17 protein-coding genes and 1 pseudogene are annotated in these 22,350 nt (G+C 71.0%); 11 read left to right on the top strand and 7 right to left on the bottom strand.

The genetic code is table 11. The features are described 5' to 3' along the window. The first annotated feature begins 175 nt into the window (after positions 1-175). Both gltB and SH922_RS09780 read left to right on the top strand, forming a co-directional pair. Positions 176-4,735: a glutamate synthase large subunit gene (gene gltB / locus SH922_RS09785; protein ID WP_393056988.1), complete on the top strand. Its 4,560-nt coding sequence runs from the start codon at positions 176-178 to the stop codon at positions 4,733-4,735. Then, the gene (locus tag SH922_RS09780; RefSeq protein WP_393056986.1) at positions 4,728-6,188 is read left to right on the top strand and encodes a glutamate synthase subunit beta; all 1,461 of its coding nucleotides are present in this window, start codon (positions 4,728-4,730) and stop codon (positions 6,186-6,188) included. The genes gltB and SH922_RS09780 overlap by 8 nt, the downstream gene beginning before the upstream one ends. A 149-nt stretch (positions 6,189-6,337) precedes the next feature. Here the strand turns inward: SH922_RS09780 and SH922_RS09775 are convergent, their stop codons facing one another. Together SH922_RS09775 and SH922_RS09770 are read right to left on the bottom strand one after the other, a co-directional pair. Then, the gene (locus SH922_RS09775; RefSeq protein ID WP_393063509.1) at positions 6,338-7,501 is read right to left on the bottom strand and encodes an SLC13 family permease; all 1,164 of its coding nucleotides are present in this window, start codon (positions 7,499-7,501) and stop codon (positions 6,338-6,340) included. A gap of 184 nt (positions 7,502-7,685) precedes the next feature. Further along, positions 7,686-8,609, bottom strand: coding sequence for a rhomboid family intramembrane serine protease (locus tag SH922_RS09770; protein ID WP_393056984.1), 924 nt, complete (start codon positions 8,607-8,609; stop codon positions 7,686-7,688). 133 nt (positions 8,610-8,742) lie between these two features. Between SH922_RS09770 and SH922_RS09765 the strand changes: the two genes are divergently transcribed. Continuing rightward, positions 8,743-9,327 carry a HutD family protein gene (locus SH922_RS09765; RefSeq protein WP_393056982.1) on the top strand — a complete coding sequence of 195 codons (585 nt, stop codon included), beginning with the start codon at positions 8,743-8,745 and terminating at the stop codon, positions 9,325-9,327. Here the strand turns inward: SH922_RS09765 and SH922_RS09760 are convergent. Continuing rightward, positions 9,306-9,593 carry a hypothetical protein gene (locus SH922_RS09760; RefSeq protein ID WP_393056980.1) on the bottom strand — a complete coding sequence of 96 codons (288 nt, stop codon included), beginning with the start codon at positions 9,591-9,593 and terminating at the stop codon, positions 9,306-9,308. The two genes, SH922_RS09765 and SH922_RS09760, sit on opposite strands and share 22 nt — an antisense overlap. A gap of 168 nt (positions 9,594-9,761) precedes the next feature. On the opposite strand from SH922_RS09760, the gene SH922_RS09755 reads away from it, so the two are divergent. The 4 genes from SH922_RS09755 (at position 9,762) to SH922_RS09740 (ending at position 13,417) form a co-directional block, all read left to right on the top strand. Continuing rightward, the gene (locus SH922_RS09755) at positions 9,762-10,268 is read left to right on the top strand and encodes a pyridoxamine 5'-phosphate oxidase family protein (protein WP_393056978.1); all 507 of its coding nucleotides are present in this window, start codon (positions 9,762-9,764) and stop codon (positions 10,266-10,268) included. A 69-nt stretch (positions 10,269-10,337) separates the two neighbouring features. Further along, positions 10,338-10,949 carry a TetR/AcrR family transcriptional regulator gene (locus tag SH922_RS09750; RefSeq protein WP_393056976.1) on the top strand — a complete coding sequence of 204 codons (612 nt, stop codon included), beginning with the start codon at positions 10,338-10,340 and terminating at the stop codon, positions 10,947-10,949. Positions 10,950-11,242: 293 nt separating this feature from the next. Further along, positions 11,243-11,446 carry a cold-shock protein gene (locus tag SH922_RS09745; protein ID WP_015607926.1) on the top strand — a complete coding sequence of 68 codons (204 nt, stop codon included), beginning with the start codon at positions 11,243-11,245 and terminating at the stop codon, positions 11,444-11,446. Positions 11,447-11,713: 267 nt separating this feature from the next. Next, positions 11,714-13,417, top strand: coding sequence for a DEAD/DEAH box helicase (locus tag SH922_RS09740; RefSeq protein ID WP_393056974.1), 1,704 nt, complete (start codon positions 11,714-11,716; stop codon positions 13,415-13,417). Positions 13,418-13,514: 97 nt separating this feature from the next. On the opposite strand, the gene SH922_RS09735 is transcribed toward SH922_RS09740, so the two are convergent. Both SH922_RS09735 and SH922_RS09730 read right to left on the bottom strand, forming a co-directional pair. Further along, complete coding sequence (locus tag SH922_RS09735; RefSeq protein WP_393056972.1) at positions 13,515-14,480, bottom strand: ankyrin repeat domain-containing protein; 966 nt, start codon at positions 14,478-14,480, stop codon at positions 13,515-13,517. Between the two features lie 52 nt (positions 14,481-14,532). Next, a complete protein-coding gene (locus SH922_RS09730) occupies positions 14,533-15,441 on the bottom strand; it encodes a hypothetical protein (RefSeq protein ID WP_393056970.1) in 909 nt (302 codons plus the stop codon). 37 nt (positions 15,442-15,478) lie between these two features. On the opposite strand from SH922_RS09730, the pseudogene SH922_RS09725 reads away from it, so the two are divergent. After that, positions 15,479-15,571 (top strand): annotated as a pseudogene (locus SH922_RS09725) (transposase); the annotation flags it as partial. A 131-nt stretch (positions 15,572-15,702) separates the two neighbouring features. On the opposite strand, the gene SH922_RS09720 reads toward SH922_RS09725, so the two are convergent. Beyond that, complete coding sequence (locus SH922_RS09720) at positions 15,703-17,502, bottom strand: beta-galactosidase family protein (protein WP_393056968.1); 1,800 nt, start codon at positions 17,500-17,502, stop codon at positions 15,703-15,705. A gap of 255 nt (positions 17,503-17,757) precedes the next feature. Here SH922_RS09720 and SH922_RS09715 point away from each other — a divergent pair, with 255 nt between their 5' ends. Together SH922_RS09715 and SH922_RS09710 are read left to right on the top strand one after the other, a co-directional pair. Next, positions 17,758-18,636: a helix-turn-helix domain-containing protein gene (locus tag SH922_RS09715; protein ID WP_393056966.1), complete on the top strand. Its 879-nt coding sequence runs from the start codon at positions 17,758-17,760 to the stop codon at positions 18,634-18,636. Positions 18,637-18,661: 25 nt separating this feature from the next. Then, positions 18,662-19,000 (top strand): chorismate mutase, encoded by a 339-nt coding sequence (locus SH922_RS09710; protein WP_393056964.1) that lies wholly within the window; start codon positions 18,662-18,664, stop codon positions 18,998-19,000. Positions 19,001-19,093: 93 nt separating this feature from the next. Here SH922_RS09710 and SH922_RS09705 read toward each other — a convergent pair whose 3' ends face one another. Next, positions 19,094-20,530: an MFS transporter gene (locus tag SH922_RS09705; protein ID WP_393056962.1), complete on the bottom strand. Its 1,437-nt coding sequence runs from the start codon at positions 20,528-20,530 to the stop codon at positions 19,094-19,096. A gap of 321 nt (positions 20,531-20,851) precedes the next feature. Here SH922_RS09705 and SH922_RS09700 point away from each other — a divergent pair, with 321 nt between their 5' ends. Beyond that, complete coding sequence (locus SH922_RS09700; RefSeq protein ID WP_393056960.1) at positions 20,852-22,333, top strand: aldehyde dehydrogenase; 1,482 nt, start codon at positions 20,852-20,854, stop codon at positions 22,331-22,333. The last annotated feature ends 17 nt before the right edge of the window (positions 22,334-22,350 follow it).

Below are 22,350 nucleotides of genomic sequence, written 5' to 3'. Positions count from 1 at the left end.
TCCGGGCGCCGATCCTCCGACTGCGACCCATCCCACCGCCACAGCGGTGTCCGTATGTTGGAACGAGCTATCCGCTTTTTGAGAAGCGTCCCATCATGTAATCTGCACGAAATTTCGCAGAGGGCCAACGTCGTCCCTCGGCACTGAAAATGCCACGACGACGACGGGAGAGCCGATGCGCACCGACGCCTGGTCGCCCATGGACGGTCGCCCCGCCCAGCAGGGGATGTACGACCCCCGCAACGAGCACGACGCCTGCGGTGTCGGGTTCGTAGCCACTCTGACCGGTGTGGCCGGCCACGAGCTGGTCGAGCAGGCGCTGACCGTACTGCGCAACCTCGAACACCGAGGCGCCACCGGATCCGAGCCCGACTCCGGTGACGGTGCCGGAATCCTGCTCCAGGTCCCGGACACCTTCCTCCGCGAAGAGGTCCCCTTCGACCTCCCCGAGGCCGGTGCCTACGCCGTCGGCATCGCTTTCCTGCCCGCGGACGACTCCACTGCAGCCGTCCGCAGCCTTGAGAAGATCGCCGCCGAAGAGGGCCTGAACGTCCTCGGCTGGCGCGAGGTCCCTGTCACCCCCGACATCCTCGGCAACGGCGCCCGCGCCACCATGCCCGAGTTCCGCCAGCTCTTCGTCGCGGACGGCGAGAGCACCGGCATCGTCCTGGACCGCAAGGCCTTCGTGCTGCGCAAGCGCGCCGAGCGTGAGACCGGGGTCTACTTCCCGTCGCTCTCCGCCCGCACGATCGTCTACAAGGGCATGCTCACCACCGGACAGCTGGAGCCGTTCTTCCCGGACCTCTCCGACCGCCGCTTCGCCACCACGGTCGCACTGGTCCACTCCCGCTTCTCCACCAACACCTTCCCGAGCTGGCCGCTCGCCCACCCGTACCGCTTCGTCGCGCACAACGGCGAGATCAACACGGTCAAGGGCAACCGCAACTGGATGAAGGCCCGCGAGTCCCAGCTCGCCTCCAGCCTCTTCGGTGAAGCGCAGCTCGACCGGATCTTCCCCGTCTGCACCCCGGACGCCTCCGACTCCGCCTCCTTCGACGAGGTCCTGGAGCTGCTCCACCTCGGCGGCCGTTCGCTGCCGCACTCGGTCCTGATGATGGTCCCCGAGGCGTGGGAGAACCACGACTCCATGGACCCGGCCCGGCGCGCCTTCTACCAGTACCACTCCACGATGATGGAGCCCTGGGACGGCCCGGCCTGCGTCACCTTCACCGACGGCACCCAGGTCGGCGCGGTCCTCGACCGCAACGGTCTGCGCCCCGGCCGCTACTGGGTCACCGACGACGGCCTCGTCGTGCTCTCCTCCGAGGTCGGCGTCCTGGACATCGACCCCGCGAAGGTCGTCCGCAAGGGCCGCCTCCAGCCCGGCAAGATGTTCCTCGTCGACACCGCCGAGCACCGCATCATCGAGGACGACGAGATCAAGGCGTCCCTGGCCGCCCAGAACCCGTACGAGGAGTGGCTGGAAACCGGCGAGATCGAGCTCGAGGACCTCCCCGAGCGCGAGCACATCGTCCACACCCACGCCTCCGTCACCCGCCGCCAGCAGACCTTCGGCTACACCGAGGAGGAGCTCCGCGTCCTCCTCGCCCCGATGGCCCGCACCGCCGGCGAGCCGCTGGGCTCCATGGGCACGGACTCGCCGATCGCCGCGCTGTCCGCCCGTCCCCGGCTGCTCTTCGACTACTTCACCCAGCTGTTCGCCCAGGTCACCAACCCGCCGCTGGACGCCATCCGCGAGGAGCTCGTCACCTCGCTGCGCTCCACGCTGGGCCCCCAGGGGAACATCCTGGAGCCGACCGCCGCCGCGTGCCGCGCGGTCACGCTGCCTTTCCCGGTGATCGACAACGACGAGCTGGCCAAGCTCATACACATCAACGCCGACGGCGACATGCCGGGCATGAAGGCCGCCACGCTCGCCGGCCTCTACCGGGTCAGCGGCGGCGGCGAGGCGCTGGCCGCGCGGATCGAGGAGATCTGCACCGAGGTCGACGCCGCCATCGAGGACGGCGCCCGCCTGATCGTCCTGTCCGACCGGCACTCCGACGCCGAGCACGCGCCGATCCCGTCGCTCCTGCTCACCTCGGCCGTCCACCACCACCTCATCCGCACCAAGCAGCGCACCCAGGTGGGCCTGCTCGTCGAGGCCGGTGACGTCCGCGAGGTCCACCACGTCGCCCTGCTGATCGGCTACGGCGCCGCCGCGGTCAACCCGTACCTGGCCATGGAGTCCGTCGAGGACCTCGTCCGGGCCGGCACCTTCATCGAGGGCATCGAGGCCGAACAGGCCATCCGCAACCTCATCTACGCCCTGGGCAAGGGCGTCCTGAAGGTCATGTCCAAGATGGGCATCTCCACCGTCGCCTCCTACCGGGGCGCCCAGGTCTTCGAGGCCGTCGGCCTCGACGAGGACTTCGTCGCGCAGTACTTCAACGGCACCGCCACCAAGATCGGCGGCGCCGGACTCGGCGTCGTCGCCAAGGAGGTCGCCGCCCGGCACGCCAAGGGCTACCCCGCCTCCGGCATCTCCGCCTCGCACCGAGCGCTGGAGATCGGCGGCGAGTACCAGTGGCGCCGCGAGGGCGAGCCGCACCTGTTCGACCCGGAGACGGTCTTCCGCCTCCAGCACGCCACCCGCAACCGCCGGTACGACATCTTCAAGAAGTACACGGACCGGGTGAACGAGCAGTCCGAGCGCCTCATGACGCTCCGCGGCCTGTTCGGGTTCAACTCGGACCGCGAGGCGATCGACATCGACGAGGTCGAGTCCGTCTCCGACATCGTCAAGCGCTTCTCCACCGGCGCCATGTCGTACGGCTCGATCTCCCGCGAGGCGCACGAGACCCTCGCCATCGCCATGAACCAGCTGGGCGGCAAGTCCAACACCGGCGAGGGCGGCGAGGACGCCGACCGGCTCTACGACCCGGCCCGCCGCTCGTCCATCAAGCAGGTCGCCTCCGGCCGCTTCGGTGTGACCAGCGAGTACCTGGTCAACGCGGACGACATCCAGATCAAGATGGCGCAGGGCGCCAAGCCCGGCGAGGGCGGCCAGCTGCCCGGTCACAAGGTCTACCCGTGGGTCGCCAAGACCCGGCACTCCACCCCGGGTGTCGGCCTGATCTCCCCGCCGCCGCACCACGACATCTACTCCATCGAGGACCTGGCTCAGCTGATCCACGACCTCAAGAACGCCAACCCGGCGGCCCGCATCCACGTGAAGCTGGTCTCCGAGGTCGGCGTCGGCACGGTCGCCGCCGGTGTCTCCAAGGCGCACGCGGACGTCGTCCTCATCTCCGGCCACGACGGCGGAACGGGCGCCTCCCCGCTCACCTCCCTGAAGCACGCGGGCGGCCCCTGGGAGCTCGGCCTCGCCGAGACCCAGCAGACCCTGCTGCTCAACGGCCTGCGCGACCGCATCGTCGTCCAGACCGACGGCCAGCTGAAGACCGGCCGCGACGTCGTCATCGCCGCGCTGCTGGGCGCCGAGGAGTTCGGTTTCGCGACCGCGCCGCTCGTCGTCTCCGGCTGCGTCATGATGCGCGTCTGCCACCTCGACACGTGCCCGGTCGGCATCGCCACCCAGAACCCGGTCCTGCGCGACCGCTTCTCCGGCAAGGCCGAGTACATCGTCAACTTCTTCGAGTTCATCGCCCAGGAAGTCCGCGAGATCCTCGCCGAGCTCGGCTTCCGTACGATCGAAGAGGCCGTCGGCCACGCCGAGCTCCTGGACACCGACCGTGCCATCACGCACTGGAAGGCACAGGGCCTCGACCTCAAGCCCCTGTTCTACGTCCCCGAGCTGGCCGAAGGCGCGGTCCGTCACCAGATCGCCGAGCAGGACCACGGCCTCTCCAAGGCCCTCGACAACGAGCTCATCAAGCTCGCCGCCGACGCCCTGAACGCCGACAGCGCCGAGGCCGCCCTGCCGGTCCGCGCGCAGATCGCGATCCGCAACATCAACCGGACCGTCGGCACGATGCTCGGTCACGAGGTCACGAAGAAGTTCGGCGGTGCGGGCCTGCCCCAGGACACCATCGACATCACCTTCACCGGTTCCGCGGGCCAGTCCTTCGGCGCCTTCCTCCCCAGCGGTGTGACGCTGCGCCTGGAGGGCGACGCCAACGACTACGTCGGCAAGGGCCTGTCCGGCGGCCGCGTCGTCGTCCGCCCGGACCGCGGCGCCGACCACCTCGCCGAGTACTCCACCATCGCGGGCAACACCATCGCCTACGGCGCCACCGGCGGCGAACTGTTCCTGCGCGGCCGCACCGGTGAGCGGTTCTGCGTCCGCAACTCCGGCGCCACGGTCGTCTCGGAAGGCGTGGGCGACCACGGCTGCGAGTACATGACCGGCGGACACGCCGTCGTCCTCGGTGAGACCGGACGCAACTTCGCGGCCGGCATGTCGGGCGGCGTCGCGTACGTCATCGACCTCAACCGGGACAACGTCAACGTCGGGAACCTCGGCGCTGTCGAGGAGCTCTCCGACACCGACAGGCAGTGGCTGCACGACGTCGTGCGCCGCCACCAGGAGGAGACCGGATCCACGGTCGCCGAGAAGCTCCTCGCCGAGTGGGACGCCGCGGTGGCCCGCTTCAGCAAGATCATCCCGTCCACCTACAAGGCAGTGCTCGCCGCCAAGGACGCCGCTGAGCTCGCCGGTCTCTCCGAGCAGGAGACCACCGAGAAGATGATGGAGGCGGCGACCAATGGCTGACCCCAAGGGCTTCCTGACCACCGGCCGCGAGGTCGCCAAGACCCGCCCCGTCGGCGAGCGCGTCAAGGACTGGAACGAGGTCTACGTTCCGGGCTCGCTGCTCCCGATCATCAGCAAGCAGGCCGGCCGCTGCATGGACTGCGGCATCCCGTTCTGCCACAACGGCTGTCCCCTCGGAAACCTCATCCCCGAGTGGAACGACTACGCCTACCGCGAGGACTGGACCGCCGCGTCCGAGCGCCTGCACGCCACGAACAACTTCCCGGAGTTCACCGGGCGGCTCTGCCCGGCCCCGTGCGAGTCGGCGTGTGTGCTCGGCATCAACCAGCCGGCCGTCACCATCAAGAACGTCGAAGTCTCCATCATCGACCAGGCGTGGGACCGCGGCGACGTCACTCCGCAGCCGCCCGAGCGCCTCTCCGGCAAGACCGTGGCCGTCATCGGCTCCGGTCCGGCCGGACTCGCCGCCGCCCAGCAGCTGACCCGGGCCGGCCACACGGTCGCCGTGTACGAGCGCGCGGACCGCATCGGGGGACTCCTCCGGTACGGCATCCCCGAGTTCAAGATGGAGAAGTCGCACATCAACCGCCGCATCGAGCAGATGCGCGCGGAGGGCACCAAGTTCCGCACCGAGGTCGAGGTCGGCAAGGACGTCGACGCCGCGAAGCTGCGGCGCCGGTACGACGCCGTCGTCATCGCCGCCGGCGCCACCGTCTCCCGTGACCTGCCCGTCCCGGGCCGTGAGCTGGGCGGCGTGCACTTCGCGATGGAGTACCTGCCGCTCGCCAACAAGGTGCAGGAGGGCGACCTGACGGTCTCCCCGATCACCGCCGAGGGCAAGCACGTCGTCGTCATCGGCGGCGGCGACACCGGCGCCGACTGCGTCGGCACCGCCCACCGGCAGGGTGCGCTCTCCGTCACCCAGCTGGAGATCATGCCGCAGCCGGGCGAGGACCGGAACGCCAACCAGCCCTGGCCGACCTTCCCCATGCTCTACAAGGTCACCTCCGCGCACGAGGAGGGTGGCGAGCGGGTCTACTCCGTCTCCACCACCCACTTCGAGGGCGACGACGAGGGCAACGTCCAGGCCCTCCACCTCGTCGAGGTGGAGTTCAAGGACGGTAAGCTGGAGCAGAAGCCCGGCACCGAGCGGAAGATCCCCGCACAGCTGGTCACCCTCGCAATGGGCTTCACCGGCACGGACCAGGCCAACGGCCTGGTCCAGCAGTTCGGTCTGGAGCTCGACGCGCGGGGCAACGTCGCCCGTGACGACGACTACGCCACCAACGTCGACGGCGTGTTCGTCGCCGGTGACGCGGGCCGCGGCCAGTCCCTCATCGTGTGGGCCATCGCCGAGGGCCGCTCCGCGGCACGAGGCGTGGACCGCTTCCTGACCGGAGCCAGCGCACTGCCGGCCCCGATCCGCCCGACGGACCGTTCACTGACGGTCTGATCACGGCACACCAGACGTCCCGTACAACGGCGTACGGAACTGAACGCGGCGCCTGCCCGTCCCCGACCGGACGATTCGGCAGGCGCCGTGGCGCATCCCGGGGCGGTTTCCGGCCCGGCCTCCGGCAGCGCCCCCGCGGCGCCTGCGCCTCAGGTGACCAGAGCAAGCGCGCAGGTGGCTGCGGACACCGCCGTCACCGACAGCACCAGACCGGTCAGGACGAAGCGCCGCACCGAGATCCGCGTCCCCTGCCAGCGGCACCGCTCGAACCACAGCAGGGTCGCCAGCGAGCCCCACGGGGTGACGACGGAACCCGCGTTGACCCCGATCAGCAGGGCGAGCAGCTGGTTGTGGTTGCCGGCGGGGATGACCGCCTCGCCCGCCACGTACGCCGGCAGGTTGTTCAGTACGTTGGACAGCCCCGCGCCCACCCCGGCCGACCGCAGCATGCCCACGAAACCGTTGTCCGAGCCGAGCGCCCGCACCAGCAACTCGTGCAGACCGTGCGCGCCGACCGTCTCCACGACCAGGAACATCCCGGGGACCAGCACCAGCAGCCGCCACGGGACCAGCGACACCCGCAGCTCCTCCCGGCGCCGCACCGCATACGCCGCCACCACGATCACCATCGCCACCAGCGAGGCCGACCACAGCGGCACGTCCGCCACCAGGATCGCGAGCAGGAAACCGCCGCACGCCACCGAACAGATCCGCAGCAGCACCAGATCCCCGGGCACCGGCACCTCGGGCGGGACGTAGCGGTCCGCGCCGCGACGGCCGCGGCGCCAGTAGAACACCCACAGGCACAGGGCCGTCACGGCGATCGCAGCCAGCTGGGGCAGCCACATCACGCCGGCCAGACCGGCCGGTGACAGCGCCACCCGGTCCGCCGCCAGCAGATTGGTCAGGTTCGACACCGGCAGCAGCAGACTCGCCGTGTTGGCCAGCCACACCGTCGTCATCGCCAACGGCAGGGCCGCGATCCCCACCCGGGTACCGAGCGCCAGCATCACCGGGGTGAGCAGCACCGCGGTGGTGTCCAGATTCAGCGTGATCGTGGTGAGCGAGGCGAACACCACGCAGAGCCCGAAGAGCAGGGGATAGCGGCCCCGGCCCGCGCGCGCCACCCACGCCGCCACCACATCGAAGACCTGCGCCCGGCCCGCCAGCTCCGCCAGCACGATCACCGTGGCCAGGAACACCAGCAGGGGCCCGATGCGCCGCATCTGATCCGCCGCCGGATCAGCCGGCAACAGCCCGGTCACCACCGCCGTCACGCCCAGAACGAGCAGCCCGCCCGCAAGCCAGTCCAGCGGATGCAGCCGGCGTACGAAGGAGCCCGCAGGCCGGCCCCCGGCCCGCCCGGCACGCGGCCGCCGGGCGGATTGATCTCTGTGCATGGGGCAATGGTGACAGAAGGAGAACCGGGCTCCTCGCAGATGAGCGGGGACGCGAGGCCGCACCGGTCGGGCTTCGGGGCGGCGTACGTGCCCCGGCTCAGCCCGTCAGCGCCGAGCTCTTGAGGACCACCAGCAGCACCAGCACGGCGAGCAGCACCACGCACCCCGCAGCCTGCACGGGCGCACGCCGCTGCGCCGGGGCGTACGCGTACACGACCGTGACGACCGCACCGGTCAGCAGCCCGCCCAGATGCCCCTCCCACGAGGTGAAGCCCGCCGAGATCACCATCCAGACCAGGAAGCCGGCCAGGAACCGGTTCACCGCCTGCATGTCCCGGCCCAGGCGCCTGTTGATGACGTAGAACGACGCCGCGAGACCGAAGACCGCTCCCGAGGCGCCCACCGCGGAGTCGAGCGGTGCGATCAGGTAGACCAGGACCGAACCGCCCAGCGCGGACAGCAGATACAGCGCGAGATACCGGACCCGTCCCAACTGCTCCTCGACGACCCGGCCCAGATTCCACAGCGCGTACATGTTGAAAGCGATGTGCAGCACGCCGAACGGCACCGAACCGAAGGAGGATTCACCCGGCGGCAGGTGAAGGAAGGCCCCTGTCAGCAGCCGGTACCACTCACCGTCCACCACACCGATCACATCGAGTCCGGGGACACCCCCGTCCATGTAGAGGTACTGGCTGCCGTCCGGGCCGGCCAGCCCGGCACCCGTCATCGCGAACCGGTCGACGATCCCCGGCCGGACCAGCTCACCCAGGTACGCCAGGATGTTGAGGCCCATCAGGACGTAGGTGACGATCGGCACGGCGTTACGGGGCACCGCACCGCCGAACACCGTCCGCGCCTGCCGTACCGAACGCTGCCCCTCCTTCACGCACTCCACGCAGTGATGGCCGACGGCCGCCTCGCGCATGCAGTTCGGGCAGATGAAGCGCTCGCAACGGGTGCAGCTCACATACGTCTCGTACGAGGGATGGCGGTAGCACGTGGTGACGGCGGCCTCCATGGCCGGCTCCTTCGTCAGTGAATGGACCAGAAGCCGGTGGGGGCGGCGGCGATCAAGATAGCGAACCCGCAGGAGCGGGCCACACCCGGGTTTAGGCTCGGGGTTCCTCACTCCCGACGATCGGAGCCCCCTGATGACCGCCGAGGCGTTCCGGATCCTGCGTGCGGCCGGCCGTACAACGGCGGCGTGGAAGAACGGCGGGGGCACCACCCGTGAGATCGCCGCGTCCCCCGGCGCCACGACCGAGGCCTTCGACTGGCGGGTCAGCCTGGCGGACGTGGCCGCTGACGGGCCGTTCTCCGTGTTCCCGGGCGTCGACCGCACCCTCACCGTGGTGGAGGGGGCAGGGATGGACCTGATGGTGGGCGGTGAGCACCACATCGTCGACGAGCCGTACTGGCCACACGACTTCCCGGGCGACCTGGACACCGACGGCCGGCTGCTGGCGGGCCCGGTCATGAACCTCAACGTGATGTACCGCAGGGACCGCACACGGGCCGAGACCGCGGTGGTACGCGGCACCCTCCGGCTGATGGCTCCGGAGGGCGGGGCGGTGCTGGCCGTGGCGCTGGAGGACGGTGCCGTCATCGACGGTACGGACACCGGACTCGGCCGCTACGACGCGGTGTCGGTGCGGGGCAGGGCGCCGGTCGTACTGCGGACGCAGGGATACGCGGCGCTGGTCACCCTGTCGGGCTACGAGCCCGGAATCCAGTAGCGGTGCACCTGCGATACCTTCGGGCGCTCGCCCGTGGCGGGCAGTCCCTGCTTCTCGGCGACGGGCATCATCACCGCGCCGAACTTGTCCATGGCCTCCTCGGACTCCCAGAGGTCGTACACCTCGATGCCCGAATCGGTGGCGACGCAGACGTGCGACAGACAGCCCGCGAACGTGTCGCCGGGCAGTGCCTGGAGTTCCGCGTTGAGCGCGTCGTACTGGTCCGTCGTCATGCCCGGCAGCGACGCCTTCATGAAGATCGCCATCTGAACTCACCTCGGAGGCGGGAGTGGTCCTCCCCGCCGCCCGGACGGCGGCCTCTACCTCTACCAGCAGACCACGCAGGGGCCTGCACGGCATCCGTCCGGGTGGTCCGCGACCGCCCTTAGGGAATCCCGACAGAAGGTGTCGGGATTCCCGGGTTCGATGGAGTCATGACCTCATCCTCCTGGGCAGACTTCCGGTCGGCGGAGCCCGCCTTCGCCGGCACCGTGCGACAGCGCTTCGAGCAGTACAAGCACCATGTCCTGGCGACCCTCCGCAAGGACGGCTCGCCACGGGTGACCGGCATCGAAGTGGAATTCCGGCTGGGCGAACCGTTCCTCGGCATGATGCCGAACTCACGCAAGGCACTGGACCTGTTCCGCGACCCCCGCTTCGCGGTGCACGCCAATCCCGGTCCCGACGCCGAGATGGCCGACGGGGACGTACGGATCTCCGGACGCGCCGTGGAGGTGACCGACCCCGAGGTGCTGGCCCGCTTCATCGGCGAGGTGAAGCCGCCGGAGCCCTTCCACCTCTTCGGGGTGGAGCTCACTGAGGTGGTGCGCATCGGCCTGGAGGGCGGCGACACCCTGCTCATCCAGTCCTGGCGCCCCGGCCACCCGCTGCGCACGGTCCGCAGGGGCAACGACGACGGCTCGACGGTCACGGAGCCCTGACGGCCCCCGGGCCGGGCCGCGGACGACGGGCCCGTCCGCGGCCGCGCCCGGCAGGCGGAGAATGGGCGGGTGCCTACCAAGAAGAAGCCCCCGGTGACCCCCTCGCCCGAGCGCCGTGGCGAACTGCTCGCCACCGCCGCCGAGGTGTTCGCCGCCCAGGGATACAACGCCACGACCGTCCGCAGGATCGCGGACGCCGCCGGCATGCTCGCGGGCAGCCTGTACTACCACTTCGATTCCAAGGAATCGATGCTCGACGAGATCCTCTCCACCTTCCTGGGCGAGCTCTGGGAGGGCTACGACGCCGTCCTCGACGCCGGGCTCGGCCCCAGGGAGACCATCGAGGCACTCGTCACCGAATCCTTCCGTGAGATCGACCGGCACCGCGCCGCCGTCGCCATCTACCAGAAGGAGGCCAGGCACCTGGCCGCCCAGCCCCGGTTCCAGTACCTCGTCGAATCCCAGGAGAAGTTCGAGAAGGCCTGGCTCGGCACCCTGGAGCGCGGTGTCGCCGACCGGACCTTCCGCGCCGATCTCGACATCCGTCTCACCTACCGGTTCGTCCGCGACACCGTCTGGGTCGCCGCGTCCTGGTACCGGCCGGGCGGGCAGCACAGTCCGGAGGAGATCGCCCGCCAGTACCTCTCGATGGTGCTGGACGGCATCGCCCTGCGTCGCTGACCGGCCCGGGGGACCGGTTCGAACAGTTTCGAGGCGGCTCCAGGCCGGACGCCCCAAGGGTTCGCGCGAAAATCTTCCGGCCGGCGGCGCGGCGTGTCCCACCGCTGGTCGGCAGATCGTGCTACGGTGATCCGGTTGCAGTTTTGGTACCCATGAACTTTATGTGCGCCTGACGGGAATGCTTCCTCAGGCGCTTTAATGTTTTCCGGCTTTCTCCGGGTGGGGCTCAATGCGGCGACTTGGAATTCGTAAAGTGCGGATTTCCGGCACTGCACCTGTTTTAGGAGAATGACATGGCTACTGGAACCGTGAAGTGGTTCAACTCGGAAAAGGGCTTCGGCTTCATCGAGCAGGACGGCGGCGGCGCTGACGTCTTCGCCCACTACTCCAACATCGCCACCCAGGGCTTCCGTGAGCTCCAGGAGGGCCAGAAGGTCTCCTTCGACGTCACGCAGGGCCAGAAGGGCCCGCAGGCGGAGAACATCGTCCCGGCCTAATTGCCGGACGCGTACCTCGCAGCCGGGGCCCGCACCGTGAAGGTGCGGGTCCCGGCTTGTGCTGTCCCTGGGAAGTAACGCAAAGACCGGGCCCTGTTCAGTGGCCGGCACCGGGTGCGACGAGGCACCCCGGGCGTCCAGAGAGTTCCGCGCGCCGCGTACAGCGGTCATGCCGTATGCCCACGCACCCCCGGAACTCTCCCGCAGGCCCAGCAGTCCCCAGCAGTCCACGTAGTTCCCCAGGAATCCCCAGGAGGGCAATTCCGTATGACCCGCTCCGAACGTCAGGACCGTCCCGCCCGCAATCGCCCGTCGAGGGGGCGTGGCACGGCCCAGGCACAGGCAACCGCACAGGGTTCCGGCAAGGGATCCGGCAAGGCGTCACCCCGTCGCAGGGCCACGCCGCCGCAGGGTGAGTTCGCCCTGCCCGAAACCATGACCCCCGCGCTGCCCGCCGTCGAGGCGTTCGCCGAGCTGGACATGCCCGCCGCCCTGCTGAAAACCCTTGCCGCGCAGGGCGTCACCGACCCGTTCCCGATCCAGGGCGCCACCCTGCCGAACTCGCTCGCCGGCCGGGACATCCTCGGCCGCGGCCGCACCGGCTCCGGCAAGACCCTCGCCTTCGGCCTCGCGCTGCTGGCCCGCACCGCCGGGCGCCGCTCCGAGCCGAAGGCGCCGCTGGCGCTCGTTCTCGTCCCGACCCGCGAGCTCGCCCAGCAGGTCACCGACGCGCTGACGCCCTACGCCACCGCCGTCAACCTGCGGATGGCCACCGTCGTGGGCGGCATGTCGATCAGCAAGCAGTCCGGCACCCTGCGCCGCGGCGCCGAGGTGCTCGTCGCCACGCCGGGCCGTCTCAAGGACCTCATCGAGCGCGGCGACTGCCGCCTGGACCAGGTCGCCATCACGGTCCTCGACGAGGCCGACCAGATGGCTGACATGGGGTTCATGCCGCAGGTCGTCGCCCTCCTCAAGCAGGTCGAGGACGACGGACAGCGGATGCTGTTCTCCGCCACCCTGGACAAGAACATCGACCGGCTGGTCAAGATGTTCCTGACCGACCCCGTCGTGCACTCGGTCGACCCGTCCGCCGGCGCCGTCACCACGATGGAGCACCACGTGCTCCATGTGCTCGACGAGACCGACAAGAAGGTCGTCGCCACGAAGATCGCCGCCCGCGAGGGCCGGGTGATCATGTTCGTCGACACCAAGCGCGCCGCCGACCGCTTCGCCAAGCGGCTGCTCGCCAGCGGTGTACGGGCTGCCGCGCTGCACGGCGGCCGTTCGCAGCCGCAGCGCAACCGGACCCTGGACCAGTTCAAGACCGGTGAGGTCACCGCGCTCGTCGCGACGAACGTGGCGGCCCGTGGCATCCACGTCGACGACCTCGACCTGGTCGTCAACGTGGACCCGCCCACCGACCACAAGGACTACCTCCACCGCGGCGGACGCACGGCACGCGCTGGGGAGTCCGGCAGCGTCGTCACGCTGGTGCTGCCCGAGGAGAAGCGGGAGATGACCCGGCTCATGCAGGACGCGGGCATCGCACCCCGCACCACCCGGATCAAGTCCAGCGACGAGGAGCTCACCCGGATCACCGGGGCGCGCGAACCGTCCGGCATCGCGATCGTGGTCGAGGTCCCGCAGCCGACTCCGCCGAAGCCGCGCACGCGGTCCGGCGGGGGCACGGGTACGGGCGCCGGCGCCGCGGGCGGGTTCCGCTCGGGCAGCCGTGGCCGGGGCAGGCGCGGCGGCGCCGGTGGCGCAGGCGCTGCCGGTGGCGGCGGTGCGCAGGGTACGGGCGGCGCGTCCCGGGGCTCGGGTGCCGCCGGCGCCTCGCGCGGTACCGGCACGGGTGGCGCTTCGCGCGGTACCGGTGGCGCCTCGCGCGGTACCGGTGGCGGCGGCGCGGGTCGCTCCGGCGGTGCCGGCCGCGGCGGCGCGCCTGCGCGTGGTCGTCGCGCGGCGTAGCTGGTCACATCCCGGTCCGTCCGGCTTTTTCCGGACGGACCGGCATGCCTTTCGAGCCCGTCCGGGCTGCTTCTACCGCCCGGACGGGCTCGCTTCGTCAGCCCCCGAGCCGCGCCAGGACGTCCGCGCCGAACGCCCGCCGCAGGGGATCAGCCGCCGCGCACCACGCGGCCGCCGCCTGGCGGGTCTCCTCTCCGCCGCGCTCGCACAGCGCCTCGGCCGAGGTCCGCCAGTTCTCCAGCTCCGGGCTCCCCGACCGCAGAGCCCGCAGCGCCAGTTCCTCGAAGGGGGCGGAAAGACCCAGCTCCCTCTCCAGCACCGTGGCGATCGCGCCGTGCCCCGTCTGCTGGTCCCGGCCCGCGGACGGCCGCCCGTCGCGGACCAGTTCGACGGTCAGCGTCTCTCCGCCGTCGACGACGGTCCGGTCCACCACGACGTCGTACGCGTCCGTGTCCCCGTACAACTCCCGCAGGCCAGCCCGCATCTCCTGTTCCAGGTCGGTGCCCAGCATGCGCCGCGCCTCGTCGAGCGCCTCCTCGACCGCACCTTCCACCGCCCCCGCGCCGTGCCGCAGCAGCGCGCGCACCGTCGGCAGGGAGCCCCGGCGGACGGCCCGCAGCAGAGGCGATTCGCCCTCCGGACCCGGCAGGCACGGATCGGCGCCGTACGCCAGCAGCACTTCGGCGGTCCGCACGTGACCGAGGCCCACCGCCCACCGAAGCGCCGTGAACCCGAACTGCTCGCGCAGATCCGGCCGCGCCCCGGCCGCCAGCAACGCCTCGACCACCTCCGTGTGCCCGCCGCACGCCGCCCCGCAGAGCGGAAGATCACCGGAATCGGGACCGCACGCCCGGTCAGGGTCGGCGCCCGCGACGAGGAGCAGCCGCACCACCCCCGGACGGTCGGACACCGCCGCGAGATAGAGCGCGCTCGCCCCGTCCTCGTCCACCGACTCGGCGGGCACACCGGCGCGGAGCAGCCGTACGACGGCGTCCTCACCCTCGTACAGCGCATCGAACAGGCTTGGCCCGCCCCTTGCCGCCGCCATCGGATCTTCTGTCATATTTCGACTGTAATACGCCCTGCGTCAGGGCCTCTTGTCCGTGGCGGACCTCTCAGGTGGTGCAGTCCAGCACCGTCCGGCACAGTGCGCACCGCGCACGCACCCGGCCGCGGACCGGCACCCGGTTGCGCTGATGGCAGGTCGGGCACGGGAACGCGACCCGCAGCCCGTCCCCGCCGGCCTCGAAGGCGTACGGAACCTCAGGACCCGGGGGCGGAACCGAGCCGGGATGGTCCTGCGCGTACCGCCGGTCCCTGGCGTACCGGCGCCTGCCCGACCAGCCCGCCGCAGTCAGCGGCGGCTGCACGCTCTCGCGCAGGGCCTGCGCCCGGCCCTTGGTGTACGCGGTGTACGCCTGCGGGCTGGTGAACCACGGCGAAGGATCCTCGTCGAAGGCGAGCGCCCGCTTGGCCAGCACGTACCCGAACTCCTCCGGGGTGAGATAGCCGAGCTTCTGGCTGGACGTGGCGTCCTGACGGAACGCGTCCAGCAGCAGCCAGCCCGCCCCCAGATAGGCCGCCGCGGTGTCGGTGAGGATCTCGTTGTCACGCGTCCCCGGGAACTCCAGGCCGAGCCGGTGCAGCAGCACATGCATGACCTCGTGCGACAACGCGGCACCGATGTCCCTGCGATGGGTACGGAAGCGGTCGTTCAGCTCGATGAAGTACTCCGGCCCCGCCGCGAGTTCGACACTTCCCGCATGCTCCATCGCACGGAACGCCACGATCATCCGGGCCTCCGGGAGCCGCAGATGCTGCACCATCGCCCGCGCCACCCGCTGCGCACCGAGATACAGGTCGTCCGCGTCGGCGAACGCCGCGTCGGCGGGGGCGAGACTCGGGGCGAAGCGGTGGACGCCGTCGTACGACAGTCGGCGGTACAGCGCGGTGATCGCCGAGCGGACGGTGGCCAGATGCGGGAAACCGTGCACCACCGGGCTGCCGTGGGGGCCGTCCGTCACGTCCTCACCTCCACTTCGCGACGACGTCCGCCGGGGCGGACACCTCTGGTCCGGCTCCTACTTCACTGGATCATGTGGCGGGGCACCCCTGACCGTTGTCAGGCAGCACATTGAGAACCAGCAGCGTCCCGCCTGCCCGACACGACCAAGACACAGAGCACTCCGGCGCTCCGCGCCTTCGGCCAAAGGACGGCCTTTACCCCGCCCCGAAGGGCGGAGCGCCGGCCACAAGCAAGAGTAGACCGCGGCGGGCGGGGACCGTCAGACATCCGCGTCCGTAGGTCCGGCCGCTCGCACGGGCACACCAGGCCCCAGCAGCGCGTACGGCGCCGCCGCACCCTCCACCTCCAGCACCCACACCTCGTTCACGCCGTCCCGCAGCACCGGACCCGGCACGTACAGCGTCCGCTGCGGGCCCGCCGACCAGTAGCGCCCGAGGCAGAAGCCGTTCACCCAGACGAACCCACGTGTCCAGCCCGGCAGTTCGAGCCCCGCGTGCCCCGTTCCGGACACGTCGGCGACCTCGAACGTGCCCCGGTACAGACCGGCACCCCCGGACCCGTCGACCGGCACGAACGGGACGCCCGCCACCGCGGCCGGCCCGTCGAACGCGTCGAGCCGCAGCGCCCGCGCCCGTACCCCGTGCAGGAACTGGCGCTCGTGCAGCACGCCCCCGGTGATCCCCTTCGGCTCGCCGAGGTGCGGCCCGTAGTTGACCCGGCCCAGCGACTCCACCCACAGCTCCACCTCGGCGGGCCCGGCCACCGGCTCCGGCAGGACGCTGTCCTCCTCGCTCAGCACGCCCCTGCGGACCCCGTCCACGTACACCACCGCCAGGTCCCGCAGGCCCGAAACGCCCAGGGTGTACGGGGATCGCGGACCCGGCACCGCCACCTGGTAGCGCACCAGACCGCGGTCGACCCCCAGCTCCTCGAACGTGGGCGGCACACCGGTCTCCGCCTCCTCCTCGCCCAGCGCCTCCAAGACGTCCGGCAGCGGCGCCCACTCCGTCAGATCGGCCCGCACCGGATCCAGGCCGGCGGGCTCCGGCGGCAGCGGGGGCAGCGGCCCGTCCGCGTACGGCGCGAGGAGATCGCGGAAGAGGCGGAACTTCTCCGTGGGCCGCCCGTACTCGTCGATCGGCGCGTCGTAGTCGTACGACGTCACCGTCGGCAGCAGGTCCTGGTCCTGGAGCGGCCCGGAGCGGTTGGCGCCCGCCCAGCCGGCGAAGTTCGTCCCCCCGTGCGCCATGTAGATGTTCACCGACGCACCGCACTCCAGGATCTCCCGCAGCGCGTCGGCGGCCTGCGCCGGATCCCGTACGACGGGCGGCGCGCCCCAGTGCTCGAACCAGCCGCACCAGAACTCCATGCACATCAACGGGCCGGCGCCCTGATGACGACGCAGCACCCGGAACGCCTCGCGCGCCCCCGAACCGAAGTTCGCCGTCGCGAGCAGGCCGGGCACCGAACCGCCGGTGAGCATATGGTCCTCCGGCCCGTCGGAGGTGAACAGTGGAACGCTCACGCCGGACGCGACGAGCATCTCGGCAACCCGGCGCAGATAGACCGCGTCGGTGCCGTAACTGCCGTACTCGTTCTCCGCCTGCACCATGATCACCGGACCGCCGCGGTCGGTCTGCCGCTCCACCACCTGCGGCAGCAGCTCCGCGAACCACCGCTCCACCGCGTCCAGGTAGCCCGCGTCCCGGGTCCGCACCCGCCGGCCGAACCGCCCGGTCACCCATGCGGGCAGACCGCCGTTCTCCCACTCCGCGCAGATGTACGGGCCCGGGCGGACGATCGCCCACAGTCCGGCCCGGTGCGCCGCGTCCAGGAAACGGCCGAGCGCCGCGACGTCCCGGTACTCGCCCGGCTGCGGCTCGTGGAGGTTCCACGGCACATACGTCTCGACACAGTTCAGGCCCATCGCCCGCAGCATCGACAGCCGGTGCTCCCACTGCGCCTCGTGCACCCGGAAGTAGTGCAGGGCCCCCGACAGCAGCCGTACGGGCTTCCCGTCGATCCGGAAGTGGTCGTCCCCCACGGTGAAGTCAGCCATCGTGCTCGTTCTCTCCTGTGCGCGCGGTCCCGTGAACGCCGCGGTGCGCGGCCCGGTACGAGCGGAACGCGGTACGTGTGACGGAGTGGGCGAACCCGGGAGGAATGTCACGGCCCAGCCTCACCCCCTGGCGTGCGGCCGGTCCATGGACAAAGATCACTGCTGATTGGACGCAGCACGCGGGATGCCGCAGCATGCATTGCCGCAGTACACAGCATGGTCGGGGCACGACACAGGAACCGGGGAGCGAGGCCGATGTACCACACCTGGATGCGTTTCTTCACTCCGAGCCCGCTCCACCACCGCCTCGGTCTGGTCTGCCTGGGCGTCGGTCTGCAGCACGGCACGCTGCCGACCGTCGGCCCCCGCACCCTGGACCACCATGTGGCCGTCGTCATCAATTCGGGCAGCGGATGGTTCGCCGGGCCGGACGGGCGCCGGGTCCCCGTCACGGCGCCCAGCCTGATCTGGCTTACCCCCGGCACCCCGCACCACTACGGCGCGGACCCGGTCACCGGCTGGGACGAGAGCTTCGTCGACTTCACCGGGCCCGCCACCACCACGTACACCGAGCTCGGCTACATCGAGCCGGACCGGCCTCTCGTCCCGCTCTCCGACACCGCGGCACCGCGCGCCGCCGTCGGCCGGATGGTCCGGGCGGCCCGGCGCGGCAATCCGCTGCTGGAGGTGGAGACGGGTGCGGCGGTCCACGAACTCCTCGTCGCTCTGCGCCGGGCGCGCGCCGACGTCAGCCCCGACGGCGACCCCGTGCTGCACGCCCTGGCCCGTGACGCCTTCCAGCCGCTCTCCGTCGCCGAGCACGCCGCCCGGCACGGCATGACACCCGCCGAACTGCGCACCGCGGTGCGGCGGGGGGCCGGCTGCAGCCCGAAGGACTACCTCCTCGGCATCCGGCTCGGCCGTGCCAAGGAACTCCTCGCCACCGGCGACCTGCCGGTCGCCGCGGTCGCCCGCCGGGTCGGGTACGACGACCCGGCGTACTTCTCGCGCCTGTTCGCCCGCCGCGTCGGCATGGCCCCGGTCCGCTTCCGCGAACAGCAGGGCCGCAGTGTGCCGGGCGGATGGAGCGACCGTGTCCCGGACGCGGAACACCCACCGACGATCATCCCGTAGCCCGGTCCGTCTAAGCTCGCTGACCATGACCACGAGCGACATCGACGATTCCGTAGGCGCCGAACTGAACCGGCTGCGCGAGAGCATCGACAACATTGACGCGGCTGTTGTCCACATGCTCGCCGAGCGCTTCAAGTGCACCCAGCAGGTCGGCCACCTCAAGGCCGCCCACCAGTTGCCCCCGGCCGACCCGGCCCGCGAGTCCCGCCAGATCACGCGGCTGCGTCAGCTGGCGGAGAGCGCCCACCTGGACCCGGCGTTCGCCGAGAAGCTGCTGAACTTCATCGTGGCCGAGGTCATCCGCCACCATGAGCGCATCGCGGAGGAGTCGGCGGTGAACGGGGCGGGCGGCGCACAGGAGTAGCGGCCGGAGCCCCGAGCCGAGGGTTCGGGGCTCAGGGCTCAGGGCTCCGGATTCAGGGTCCGGGGTCCGGGGTCCGGGGTCAGTGTTCGGGGCTCAGGGTGAGATCTCCTCCAGTGACCGGTTCGCCGTCTCCTCCGCCAGCGTCCCCGCCACCACCGCGCCCACCACGGCCACCGCGCCCAGCATCACGAACACGGCGGTGACGCTGTCGCCGGCCGCGTAGACCACGCCCACCAGGATCGGGCCGAGGATCACGCCCAGCCGGTTGACCGCGCCGCCGACGCTGCAGCCCAGGGCGCGCATCCGGGTCGGGTAGAGCTCGGGCGTGTACAGGTACAGGCAGATGTTGGAGCCGAAGAAGCCGACCGCGGACAGGGAGGTCCAGATCAGGACCTGTGCGGGGGTGCCGGCGCCGAGTGCGGCCAGGGTGAGCAGGAGCGCGGCCGAGGCGCCGAGGCAGAGGGCGAAGATCCGGCGTCGGCCCAGGACGTCCACCGTGAGGGCGACGATCAGGCAGCCGAGCAGACCGGCGACCGAGGTCACCGTGGAGTAGAGCAGGGCGTCGGAGAGCGTGAGGCCGTACTCGTCCTTGTAGATGCTGGGCAGCCAGGACGTCACGCCGTAGTTGACGAAGTAGCCGGTGAACCAGATCACGCCGACGACCAGCGTGCGGCGCCGGTAGCGGCCGGTGAACAGGCCGCGCACGCCGGTCGCGGCGCGTTCCGCCGGGGTGGCGGCCGCTGCTGCCGTGGGCTCCGGGGCAGTGGAGGCGGGGACGGCCGGCCGGGGGAGTGGTTCACCCGTTGCCGCCGATACCTTGGCCTCGATCTCGGTCATGACCGCCTCGGCCTCTTCCAGCCGCCCCCGCTCCGCCAGCCAGCGCGGCGACTCCGGGACCTTGCGCTGGACGAGGAAGGCCAGCAGGCCGGGCACGGCGGCGACCGCGAACATCACGCGCCAGCCCGCCGCCGGGACCACCCAGGCAGCGACCAGGGCGCCGATGGTGAGGCCGGCCGGGAAGACGAGCTCGTACAGCAGGACGAAGCGGCCCCGCTTGAAGCTCCGGGTGATCTCGCTGATGAAGGCCGCCGCCACCGGCACCTCGCCCCCGATCGCAAGCCCCTGGAGGAAGCGAAGGGCCAGGAACGGAGTGAGCGAGGTGCAGGCGGTCAGGGCCAGGCTCGCGACACCGGACGCGGCCACGCAGTACGCGATCACCTTCACCCGGCCGTAGCGGTCGGCCAGCCGTCCCGACAGCAGGGCGCCGATCAGCATGCCGGCCGAGCCGACCGTGAGGACCGCGGTGGCGTCGCCCGTGGACAGCTGCCACTCGTCGCGGAGCTCCGGGAGCGCATAGGCGATCAGCAGCTGGTCGAAGGCCTCGAAGAAGGTGACGACACCCACGATCAGGCGGACGGTGACATGCCAACGGGAGAGCGGCAGGCGCTCGAAGCGGGCAGCGATGGTGGCGCGGGTGGTGCCGGCCGGCGACGAGCCCGGTGCGGCGTCCTTCGAGATGTCGGTGCTCATCCAGGGTTCCTCCTGCTCCGCGTGGGGCCGGAGCGGTTGGGGAGCCAGGTGTACGAGGTTGCAGAGGAGGCGTGAGTCAGCTGAGCGTACGGGTGGGGGACGGCCGTGCGGCGCTCGTGAGCTTGTGAAATCTCCCACTGCCCTCTGGAAACTTCTATAAGTGCCTAGCTTCTTAGCGCTTAAGTTTTACCCGCCCAGGGGTGGCCGCCGTCAAGACCTTCGAGGCAAAAGGAGATTTTGCCGAGGGGGCTTGCGAAGAATTACTTAAGCCCTTAGATTTTTAGCTCTGAGGTAACTGATTCGATTGCAGGAGGCCAACTGATGCTTGCCGACGAGGTGTTGGTCGCGGGGCAGTGGCGGCAGGGCCGTGGCGCCCTCATCGAGACGGTCGACCCGGCCACCGGCCAGGTCATCGCCACCGTGCACGCCGCATCCCTCGACGACGTCGAGGAGGCCGCCGCCGCAGCCGCCCGCGCCGCCCACGACCCCGCCTGGCGCGAGCTGCCCGCCCACCTCCGCGCCCGGCTGCTGCACCGCATCGCCGACCTCGTCGAGCAGAGCGCCGACCGGCTCTCCGCCCTGCAGACCGCCGACACCGGCAAGTGCCGCACCGAGACCCGCGCCCTCGTCCTCAGCGCCGCCGGCACCTTCCGCTACACCGCCGCCGCCCTGGAGACCGCCGAGGACGCCATCACCCCGTCCCGCGGCCCGTACGTCACGATGAGCGTCCACGAACCCATCGGCGTCGTCGGCGCGATCACCCCCTGGAACTCGCCGATCGCCAGCGACGCCCAGAAGCTCGCCCCCGCACTCGCCGCGGGCAACGCCGTCCTGCTCAAGCCCGCCGAGTGGACGCCCCTCGTCGCCCTCGCCCTGGGCCGGCTCGTCCACCGGGCACTGACCGAAGCCGGACTGCCCACCGCTCTCCTGTCCGTCCTGCCCGGCCGCGGCAGCGTCATCGGAGACGCGATCGTCCGCCACCCCGCCGTCGGGAAGATCACCTTCACCGGCGGTACGAGCACCGGCCGCACCCTCGCCCACGCCGCCGCCGACAAGCTGATGCCCCTGTCGCTGGAGCTCGGCGGCAAGTCGCCGACCATCGTGCTGGAGGACGCCGACCTGGAGCAGGCCCTGGCCGGCGTCATGTACGGCGTCTTCTCCTCCAGCGGACAGAGCTGCATCGCCGGCTCCCGGCTCTTCGTCGCCCGCTCCCGGTACGAGGAGTTCCTCACCGAACTCGTCGCCCGCACCGAGCAGCTGCGCGTCGGACCCGGCACCGACCCCGCCACCCAGGTCGCCCCCCTCGTCCACCACCGCCACCGCGACAGCGTCGCCGCCTACGTCGACCTGGCCCGCGAGGAGGGCGCCACCGTCCGGTGCGGGGGAGCGGCCCCCGACGGCGACCACTACCGCGACGGTGCCTACTACCTCCCCACCGTCCTGGACGGCCTGCCCAACACCGCCCGCGTCTGCCAGGAAGAGATCTTCGGCCCGGTCCTGATCGCCCTGCCCTTCGACGACGAGGACGACCTCGTCGCCCAGGCCAACGACAGCGTGTACGGACTGGCCTGCGGCATCTGGACCCGCGACCACGCCAGGGCCTGGCGCCTCGCCCGCCGCATCGACGCCGGCACCGTCTGGATCAACACGTACAAGCAGTTCAGCATCTCCACCCCGTTCGGCGGGCTGAAGGACAGCGGCATCGGCACCGAGAAGGGCCGCGACCTCATCCGCGGCTACCAGCGGCAGAAGTCCCTCTACTGGGCCACCGACACCACCCCGCTGCCCTGGGCCACCCACTGATGCCGCACGAGCCGCAC

The sequence above is a fragment of the Streptomyces sp. LN549 genome, from assembly GCF_043203805.1.
GTDB lineage: Bacteria > Actinomycetota > Actinomycetes > Streptomycetales > Streptomycetaceae > Streptomyces.
Note: the sequence above shows the minus strand (reverse complement) of the source record. Positions and strands in the feature narration are given on the sequence as shown.